We start from the raw sequence: 9,609 nt of genomic DNA, 5'->3' as shown, positions 1-9,609 counted from the left end.
CAACTGCGTTGAGGTCGCGCACGACCGGGGCTCCGCCCTGTTCCGCGACAGCAAGGCCCCCGAGTCCGGCCGGTTGACGTTCACCACCGACGAGTTCCAGCGGTTCCGCACCGCCGCCGCCGAGGGGCGGTTCGACCGCTGAGCGTTCGGGGCCGGGTCCCGTGCCCGGCCCCGAACGTCGCGGGGCCGACCTCAGTCCCGCTCGATCGTGACCTTCTCGATCACCACGTCGTCCACCGGCCGGTCCTGCGGCCCGGTCTCGGTGAGCGAGATCCGGTCCACGACGCCGCGCGACGCGCTGTCCGCGACCTCGCCGAAGATCGTGTGCTTGAAGTTCAGCCACGACGTCGCGTTGACCGTCACGAAGAACTGCGACCCGTTCGTGCCCGGCCCGGCGTTGGCCATGGCCAGCAGGTAGGGCTTGTTGAACGACAGGTCCGGGTGGAACTCGTCCTCGAACGTGTAGCCGGGGCCACCCGTCCCGGTGCCCAGCGGGTCGCCGCCCTGGATCATGAAGCCGGAGATGACGCGGTGGAACACCGTGCCGTCGTACAGCGGCGCTGTTGTCCTCTCACCGGTCCTCGGGTCCGCGTACTCGCGCCTGCCCTCGGCCAGCTCCACGAAGTTCGCCACCGTCTGCGGGGCGTGCTGGGGGAACAGCTTGATCCGGATGTCCCCCGCCGAGGTGCGCAGAGTGGCGAACACGTCGCGGCCGGTGATCACGTTGTTGCTTTCCGTCATCGCGTCATCGTGTCACCACCGCCGGGGCGCCCGACCGCACCACCCCCCTGATCTTCCACCCGAACGGGAATGGCGAAGGCGCTCCGCCCGGTCGGGACGTTCTGTGAGAGCGCTCCCGCGAACGCCCGAAGTGTTCCGCCGCCCAGGGGCTGGCGCTGTCCGGCGGACAACGGCCAGGTTCGGAAGCGACCTGAGCCGGTTCACCGACGAACCCCCTGGGGGCACCATGCCGCGTCCGCTCCTCGCCGCACTCCTGGCGCTCGGCACCGCCCTCGCGGGCACAGCCGCGCTGGACCCGCCGACAGCCGAAGCCGCGACCGGCACCGTCGTCGACGGCAACACCCGCTTCCAGGTGCTCAGCCCCACCCTCATCCGCCTCGAGCACGCGGGCGACGGCGCGTTCACCGACGCGACCACGTTCAACGCCCTGAACCGGGACTTCCCGACCCCGCCGTACACGACGACCGTCTCCGGCGAGTACCGCGAGATCCGCACCTCGGCCCTGACCCTGCGCTACAAGCGCGGCAGCGGCCCGTTCACCTCCGCCAACACCACCGTCCAGACCTCGGTGGGCACGGGCGCGCCCGCCTTCCCGTCCCACTGCGCGTTCAACACGGCCTGCGAGGCGGAGAACGGGCTTTTCGGCGGCACCGCCTCGGCCGCCTACGACCACGTCGGCCACTCCGGCTCCGGGTTCCTCGCGGGCTTCACCGGCGCGGGCGCGAGCCTGACCCACCGGGTCTCCGGCGTCCCTGGCGCCGGGACCTACGAGCTGTCCGTCCGCTACGCCAACGCGGTCGGCGGCGACGGCCAGCAGGTCACCCGCACCCTCGCGACCTCGGTCGACGGCGTCCCCGGCCCGGCGCTGACGCTCCCGGTCACCGGCTCCTGGGACACCTGGTCCACCGCGTCGGTCCGGATCACCGTCGGCGCGGGCTCCCGCACCCTGCGCCTCGCGCAGGAGGGCGGCGCCACCGGCAACGTCAACCTGGACACCGTCGCCCTCACCCCGGTCGGCGCCGCGCACCCCGCCGCCGACACCACCCTGCTCACCACCGCCTACGGCGCGGGCCCGAAGAGCGCCCTGGGCGGCTGGGCCAGGTCGCTGGACAACCCGAGGGCCGTGCCCGTCCCGCTGAACCCCGGCGTCCTCAACCGGGGCGGCTGGTACCTGCTCGACGACACCCGCACCCCGCTGTCCACCGGGCCCCGCCCGAGCCACGGCGACCAGCCCTACCAGGACGGCTACCTGTTCGGGTACGGCAAGGACCACAAGCGCGCCCTCGGCGACCTCAACGCGCTGACCGGCCACTCCGCGCTGCTGCCGCGCTCCGCCTACGGCGTCTGGTACTCCCGGTACCACGCCTACTCGGACGCGGACTACCGCAACACCCTGCTGCCCGCGTTCCGCGCGAACTTCGCCCCGATCGACTGGCTCGTGGTCGACACCGACTGGAAGTCCCCGGCCAAGTGGGACGGCTGGAACTGGGACCGGAACCTCTTCCCCGACCCCGACGGCTTCCTCGAGTGGACCGAGCAGCAGGGGCTCGACGTCTCCCTCAACACGCACCCGGCGATCGAGAGCGACGACCCGGCCTTCGCCGAGGCGAACCGCGTCGCGGGCGGGCTCGAGCACGAGGGCGGCACCCGCTACACCTGGGACTGGTCCAACCCCGCCCACCTGCGCTCCTACTTCGGCCTGCACGAGCCGTTCGAGCGGCAGGGCGTGCGCGCCTGGTGGCTCGACTACTGCACCGGCTGCGGCGCGGCCAGGGCGTCCGACCAGGGCTACGCCGCCGACAACCTGATCAACCAGGAGTACGCGCGGGACGCTGAGGCGCGCGGCCTGCGCGGCTTCGCGTTCTCCCGGATCGGCGGCGCCGAGCAGGGCGGCATCCAGTCCAACTACGCGCTCGGCCCCTGGTCGGAGCGCCGCAACACGATGCACTTCACCGGCGACACCCCCGGAACCTGGGAGCTGCTCGCGTTCGCCGCGCGCTTCACCCCGGACGCCGCGGCGGCGGGCCTGTCCAACACCAGCCACGACATCGGCAGCTTCCACGGCAAGCACCTGGCCGACGACCTGTACGCGCGCTGGGTGCAGCTCGGCGCGTTCCAGCCGATCGACCGGCTGCACTCCGACCACGGCGACCGGCTCCCGTGGGACTACACCGGCGCCGCCGCCGAGGCGGGCCTGAAGTTCCTGCGGCTGCGCGAGGCGCTCATCCCGCACACCTACTCGCTGGCCAGGCAGGCGGCGAGGACCGGGGTGCCGATCACCCGGCCGATGTACCTGAACTACCCGGACCACGAGGACGCCTACAACCACCCCGCCCAGTACCTGTTCGGCGACGACGTCCTCGTCGCCCCCATCACCACGCCCGACAACGCTTCCGGCACCGGCTCCGTCGACGCCTGGATCCCGCCGGGCACCTGGACCGACTACTTCACCGGCGCCCGGCACACCGGCCCCGCGAAGGTCACCCTGACCGCGCCGACCACCGAGATGCCCGTCCTCGTCCGGTCCGGCGGCATCCTCACCACCCGCACCGACTACGTCCACAACCAGGGCGAGTCCCCGCTGACCCGGCTCACCCTGACCATCGGCTCCGGCGGCGACGGCTCCACCTCGCTGTACGAGGACGAGGGCGAGGGCCTGGGCCACCGCTCCGGCGCGTCCGCCACCACCGCCCTGACCTGGCGCGACGCCACCCGCACGCTGACCGTGGGCGCGCGCTCGGGCAACTACCCCGGCGCGGTGGGCAGCCGGTCGTACACGCTCCGGCTGGCGGGCGCGACCGCCCCCACGTCCGTCGCGGTCGACGGCGTCCGCCTGCCCGAGACGGCCTGGTCGTTCAACGCCAACACCCGCACCACCACCGTCACCACCCCGGCGCTGACCACCACCTCGGCGCACACCGTGGCGCTGTCCGGCTCGGCCGCGGGCAACCCGACCGCGGGCCGGGTGACCGGACCGGACGGCCGCTGCCTGTCCGCCCAGCCCGCCGGGCTCGCCGCCTGCGACGGGTCCGCCGCGCAGCAGGTCAGCGCGCCGACCGGCGGGACCGTCCGCGCGCTCGGCCGGTGCCTCGGCACGACCGGGACGTTCGTGACCTGCGACGGCTCCACCGGGCAGACCTGGGTGCTGCGCACCACCGGCGAGCTGGCCAACCGCGCCACCGGCGCCTGCCTGGACGCCACCGGAAACCGGCTCTCCGCGTGCTCCGGCGTGGCCTGGCGCTTCCCGCCCGGCGCGCTCACCGGGCCGGGCGCCCGGTGCGCGGACGTCGCGAACGCCGACCCGGCCTCCGGCGCCGCCGTGCAGCTGTGGGAGTGCAACGGCAGCGACGCGCAGCGCTGGCACGCCCCCGCCGACCGGACCGTGCGGGCGCTCGGCAAGTGCCTGGACGTGCGGCACGGGGCCACCGCCGACGGCACGCAGGTGCAGCTGTGGGACTGCAACGGGACCGGGTCGCAGCTCTGGGAGACCCAGGCGGACGGCGCCCTGCGCAACCCGGCGTCGGGCCGCTGCCTGGACGGCTCCGACCAGGCCCAACTGCGGATCAGGACCTGCGCGGGGACGGCCGCGCAGCAGTTCCGGCTGGACGCCTGAGGGGGCTTGGACGGGGGGTGACGGGTTCGGCCCCCACGCCCGCCCGAGCACCCCGCCGGGGGAGTGACAGCCCCGCGAGGCCCCGACGCCTGTGCCGGTCGGCGCGCACCTGGCGCGCCGACCGGCACAGCGGATGGGCGCCCCGGTGGGTGTCGCTGCGCGTGGCGGCCGAGGGGCCCGGCGGGCCCCTCGCGCAGACCACCACTCGGGCCTACCGCATCGGGTGAGAGGTCAGGGGGACGTCGCCCGGCGGCGTCCCCCACCCGGCCCGGCCCACCGGCCAGGCCCGCTCCGCTAGCCCCAGCCCAGCTCGTGCAGCGTCGCGTCGTCGATGCCGAAGTGGTGCGCGATCTCGTGCACCACGGTGACGGCGACCTCCTCCACCACGTGGTCCTCGTCCTCGCACACGTCGAGCAGCGCCTCGCGGTAGATCGTGATCCGGTCCGGCAGCACCCCGCCGTACTCGCTGGTCCGCTCGGTCAGCGCCACCCCGTGGTACAGCCCCAGCAGCGTCGGCTCGTCCGGGTTCCGGTCCTCGACCAGCACCACCACGTTGTCCATCGCCGAGGCGAACTGCGGCGGGATCTCGTCCAGCGCCTCGGCCACCAGCTCCTCGAACCGCTGGCGGGTCATCTCCACCGGCACCGGGTCACCCGCCCTCCTCCTCGTTCTCCTTGCTCGACGGCGGGGTGGACGAGGACGGCGCGGGCGACGACGGCGCGGACGACTCGCTCGCCGGGGCCTCGGAGTGCATCGGCGCGCCGGTCGCCTCGGCCTGCTGCACCGCAGAGGTCTGCGGCGGGTTCGACGGCGTCAGCGGCGGGGCGTCCGGGTTGTGCACGCTGCCCGTCCACGCGGTCAGCAGCGTGCCGTTCGGCAGCGCGCCCACCTTGCAGTTCGCCAGCTTCGACCCGGCGTCCCAGCTCTCCTGCGCGCGGTAGTCCCAGGTGACCAGCAGGCCGCGCTCCTTGATCACCTTGCCGCCGCTGTACTCGTTGGCGATCGCGTCGCACTTCTCGGTCATGACGGCTTCCTGCTCGTCCTCGGTCGGGAACCGCGTGTTCCCCGCACCGAGGTCGACCACGCCGATGATCTCGAACGTGTGCGGCTCCTCGCAGCTCACCGGGTCGCCGATCGAGTTGTCCTGGATGCCCAGGCACACGCCGGGGTCGTGCACGTCCGACTGGTCCTGGGTGCGCGCCGACCCGTACGCGGGCAGCAGCCTCCCGGACGGCGCGGCCACCTGCAGGCCGCAGCGCAGCGTCCGCTTGCCCGCCGCCCAGCGCTTCTCACCGGGGTTCAGCGGGCCGACCGTGTACTTGCCGAACGGGTCCAGCTTGTTCGACAGGTACTTGAGCGACTCGGAGGCGCAGTGGTCCGCGTTGATCGTCTGCCAGGTCGCGGCGTCCGGGAACGGCGCCTGGGGCCCGTACTCCGACGAGATGTCCACCACACCGCTGACCTCGAACAGGTGAGAGGCCGAGCACTCGACCTTGCCGATGTCCGCGAGGTCGTCACGGGCCCAGTTCAGGCAATCACCCGCCTGAGCTGCTTCGAAGGGGTCGATTCGCTCGGGTGGGGTAACCCCGCCGAGTGGCCCCGAGCTGAACGGGAGTGTTGTGAACGAGCTCAGTCCGAGCAGGAGGAGCGCGCCGACGAACGCGCCGACGAGAACCACGTGGTCACTCCGGCGAAACCAACCCGCGCGCGCAGACATCTACTCCATGATGCCTGCAAGGAGCCTGGGGGCTACCGGCCGGGTGGACTGTGTCTCTATTAGGACACTCGTCACCTGTTCGGCGGCCATCCTGGGTAGCGTCCCCGCCGGGAGTGGCTGATGACTGAGAACGACGGAACCAAGAACGCACCGAACTCCGGGACCGGCGGCAACCCGCCGCCTCCCGCCGCGCCGCAGGGGCCGCCGCCCCCGGTGCTGCCCAAGGCACCGGGGACGCCGCCGAGCGCCGGACCGGGAACGCCCCCTCCGGGTTTCCCGCCGCCCGCGCCTCCGGGCCCCGGCGCGGTGCCGCCGGGGACGCCGCCGCGCGGGCAGATCCGCAACCAGGTCGCGGGCGTGACCCAGCCCCGGCCGCCGTCGCTGGCCGAGCAGCGCGCGCGTGAGCACGCCCTGCGTGAGCAGGAGGAGCAGCGGCTCGCCTACGAGGCCGAGCAGGCGCGCAAGCAGAAGCTCCGCAAGCGCTTGCTCATCGGCGGTGGCGTCGGCGTGGGCGTCGTCGCCCTCGTCGCCATCTGGTACGCCGCGTCGACCCCGGACGAGGTCGAGGCGCAGTGCACCGCGGACGGCGTCGTCGTCGACGACAAGTACTGTAGCGAATCGTACGCGACGAGTAACGGCGGGCACGTCAGCGGCGGTTTCATCTACATCGGTGGCAGCTCCTACCGGTACCACTACGGTGGCGCCAGCACCCCGGTCGGCCAGAAGGTCAGCGGGGGCAGCTACACCATGCCGGACAACTCGAAGGTCACCACCAAGTCGGGCTCCACCGTGCAGCGCGGCGGGTTCGGCGTGGTCGACGGCGGCAAGAGCAGCGGCGGCACCAAGAGCGGAGGAAGCTGAGTGCGACGGGAGTTGTCCGTCCCCCGGCCGAACTGGCAGCGCACGGTGTCCGACCAGGGCCTGGTCTTCGGGGCGCCCGCGTCGCGCGTCGACGGCACGCCCCGGCCGTACTGGGACGAGTCGGTGCACTACGCCTTCGACATGAGCGACGTGCTGTCGATGGAGGCGGACGTCGAGCTGCTGCACAGCATGTGCCTGGAGGCCGTCGACAACGTGGTGCTCACCGAGCGCTACCGCGACTTCGGCATCCAGGAGTGGGTGTGGCCCGCCATCGCCGAGTCGTGGAAGCGGCGCGACCCGCACCTGTACGGCCGGTTCGACCTGCGCTACGACGGGCGCGGTCCGGCGAAGATGCTGGAGTACAACGCCGACACGCCCACGTCGCTGCTGGAGGCGTCGGTCATCCAGTGGAACTGGAAGACCGACGTGCACCCGGACGACGACCAGTGGAACTCCATCCACGAGAAGCTCGTCGAGCGGTGGGCCGAGATCGGCGGCAACCTGCCGTCGGCCGAGCTGCACTTCACCTGGTCGGGCGGCGACGCCTCCGGTGAGGACCACGTGACCGTGGCGTACCTCCAGGAGACCGCGGCCGAGGCGGGCATGAACACGGTCGGCCTGGCCATCGAGGAGATCGGCTGGGACCCGCTGCTCAAGCGGTTCGTCGACCTCGAAGAGGCCACGATGAACACGGTCGTGAAGCTCTACCCGTGGGAGTGGATGACCGACGACCAGTTCGGCAGGCACGCGGTGGAGAGCCTGCCCGCGACCCTGTGGGTGGAGCCGCTCTGGAAGATGCTGCTGTCCAACAAGGCGCTGCTCGCGGTGATGTGGGAGATGTACCCCGGTCACCCGAACCTGCTGCCCGCCTACCTCGACGACCCCGGCCTGCTCACCGAGTACGTGCGCAAGCCCCGACTGGGCAGGGAGGGCGCGAACATCCAGATCGTCGCGCCCGGCTACGAGACCCAGACCGGCGGCGTGTACGGCAAGGAGGGGTTCGTCTACCAGCTGTTCGACCCGCTGCCCGACTTCGACGGGTACCGACCCGTGCTGGGCGCGTGGGTGGTCGGCGACCAGGCCGCGGGCCTCGGCATCCGCGAGTCGGTCGGACTGGTGACGGACGACGGGGCGGCGTTCGTGCCGCATCGGATTGTCGAGTGAAACGGGAGAGCCAAAAGTGACCACCAACCTCGCGCTGGACCCAGGGTTCGGTTCCGCGCTCGTGCAGGGCCTGGGCGCGATCGCCCTGTACGCGATCGTGGGCCTGATCCTGATGGTCGTGGGCTTCTACGCCATCGACTGGACCACGCCGGGCAAGCTCAGCACCCTGGTCCGCACGGGCGCGCCCAACGCGGTGATCGTCACGGCGGCCGGCCTGGTGAGCATGGCGTTCATCGTGGTCATCGCCATCTACAACGCGGGTGGCAAGCTCGCGGAGGGCCTGCTCACCGGCCTGATCTACGGCCTGGCCGGGATCATCGTGCAGGTGATCGCGGTCCGCCTGCTGGAGTGGGTGACCCGCCTGGAGATCGGCAGCATGATCGAGTCCGACCGCTTCGCCCCGGCCTCGGTCGTGGTGGCGGCGGCGCACGTGGCCCTGGGCCTGGTGGTGGCGGTGGCGATCTTCTGACCCCCTCGGGGGTGCGCGTTCGGGGTGGTGCGTCTGGGAGGCGCACCACCCTTTCGTGTGACGGGAAGAGCTTGGGGATCGCGTGGGGGTTTTGCTAAGCTGATGGCGCGGACCCGCCCCCATGCTCTTGGGGAAAGCGGGTCCAGCTTTATTTCCAGACCTTTACAACTCTTTGGGCGTGCTGCCGGTAGTGCTGTTGCCGCCGAGCAGGTTCGGGTACCACTCCCAGGCTGCTTCCTTGCTCGGTGTTCGCAGCACGTGCTGGTACGCCGCGTAGGCGATGAGGTCGGCCACCTGTACCCACTGGTTGAGGTACGAGCCCTGGAAGTTCGGGTCGTCGATGATCCGACGGGTCTTCAGGTCCAGCGCTCGGTGCGCGGGCCGGTAGAACGGGGCGGTGCCATCGCCGTCCATGTACACGATTCCGAATTCATCAGCCGAGCAGAGCCGCTGGTCGATCTCGCGCACCAGGTCCGCGTACACGGCCGCTTTCGCCGCTGCGTACCTGCTTCCCACACGCCGGTACACGGCACCCGTGGACGTGTCGGGCATCGTGCCGACGGCCGTCAGCGCGGCGACCATCGCCGCAGTTCGCGCCGACTTGTTCCGATCCCACGGTGTGCCCGTCGGATTCCCCCTGCCGTTGGCGAAATCGCTGGCGTGCAGTTCGTAGTTGGTGGGAACGCCGGTCGAGTCGTGCAGCGCGTTCCTCCAGTCCAGCCAGCCGAGCAGAGCTGGTCTCCAGTCCTGCGCCAGCAGTTCCACCCAGCCGTAGACGACGAGTTTCGAGACCGCGGAACCCGAGTCGTCGATGTAGAACAATCGCACATCAGCCACGGGGTGGATACTAATTATCCGAGGTGCCCAAGAGGAAATACGATCAATTTATTAAGAATATTCCCCTGTTGTGGAATGGTGCTTGCCCTCGCCCCGCACTCGTCCCTTCGGCCCGGCCTGCGGTGCCCGACGCCCAGAGCGGCTACCCTTACCCCTCGTGATCGACCTCAAGGCACTGCGCGAGAACCCGGAAGCCGTTCGTGCGTC

At 71.5% G+C, this 9,609-nt stretch carries 9 protein-coding genes; 5 read left to right on the top strand and 4 right to left on the bottom strand.

The window, feature by feature from the left end; genetic code table 11:
- A partial coding sequence (locus ACTUAL_RS22210) for a DUF397 domain-containing protein (RefSeq protein WP_440901597.1) occupies positions 1-142 on the top strand: 142 nt, incomplete at its 5' end.
- A 50-nt stretch (positions 143-192) separates the two neighbouring features.
- Here ACTUAL_RS22210 and ACTUAL_RS22205 read toward each other — a convergent pair.
- A complete protein-coding gene (locus ACTUAL_RS22205) occupies positions 193-741 on the bottom strand; it encodes a peptidylprolyl isomerase (RefSeq protein WP_096491007.1) in 549 nt (182 codons plus the stop codon).
- A gap of 226 nt (positions 742-967) precedes the next feature.
- Between ACTUAL_RS22205 and ACTUAL_RS22200 the strand changes: the two genes are divergently transcribed.
- Positions 968-4,354: a TIM-barrel domain-containing protein gene (locus ACTUAL_RS22200; protein WP_440901596.1), complete on the top strand. Its 3,387-nt coding sequence runs from the start codon at positions 968-970 to the stop codon at positions 4,352-4,354.
- A gap of 294 nt (positions 4,355-4,648) precedes the next feature.
- On the opposite strand, the gene ACTUAL_RS22195 is transcribed toward ACTUAL_RS22200, so the two are convergent.
- On the bottom strand, positions 4,649-4,999 hold the full coding sequence (locus ACTUAL_RS22195; protein ID WP_096491009.1) for a metallopeptidase family protein: 351 nt from the start codon (positions 4,997-4,999) through the stop codon (positions 4,649-4,651).
- 4 nt (positions 5,000-5,003) lie between these two features.
- Positions 5,004-6,071 (bottom strand): septum formation family protein, encoded by a 1,068-nt coding sequence (locus tag ACTUAL_RS22190; protein ID WP_218181794.1) that lies wholly within the window; start codon positions 6,069-6,071, stop codon positions 5,004-5,006.
- 120 nt (positions 6,072-6,191) lie between these two features.
- Here ACTUAL_RS22190 and ACTUAL_RS22185 point away from each other — a divergent pair, with 120 nt between their 5' ends.
- Genes ACTUAL_RS22185 through ACTUAL_RS22175 form a run of 3 tightly spaced genes read left to right on the top strand, consistent with a single transcriptional unit; the run spans position 6,192 to position 8,565 of the window.
- Positions 6,192-6,932: a hypothetical protein gene (locus ACTUAL_RS22185; protein WP_440901595.1), complete on the top strand. Its 741-nt coding sequence runs from the start codon at positions 6,192-6,194 to the stop codon at positions 6,930-6,932.
- Positions 6,933-8,096 carry a glutathionylspermidine synthase family protein gene (locus ACTUAL_RS22180; RefSeq protein ID WP_096491012.1) on the top strand — a complete coding sequence of 388 codons (1,164 nt, stop codon included), beginning with the start codon at positions 6,933-6,935 and terminating at the stop codon, positions 8,094-8,096.
- A gap of 16 nt (positions 8,097-8,112) precedes the next feature.
- The gene (locus ACTUAL_RS22175; protein ID WP_440901594.1) at positions 8,113-8,565 is read left to right on the top strand and encodes a DUF350 domain-containing protein; all 453 of its coding nucleotides are present in this window, start codon (positions 8,113-8,115) and stop codon (positions 8,563-8,565) included.
- A 162-nt stretch (positions 8,566-8,727) separates the two neighbouring features.
- On the opposite strand, the gene ACTUAL_RS22170 is transcribed toward ACTUAL_RS22175, so the two are convergent.
- Positions 8,728-9,402, bottom strand: coding sequence for a DUF3800 domain-containing protein (locus ACTUAL_RS22170; protein ID WP_440901593.1), 675 nt, complete (start codon positions 9,400-9,402; stop codon positions 8,728-8,730).
- Between the last annotated feature and the right edge of the window lie 207 nt (positions 9,403-9,609).

The organism is Actinosynnema sp. (genome assembly GCF_052038725.1).
This window is presented reverse-complemented; position numbering and strand designations above follow the sequence as displayed.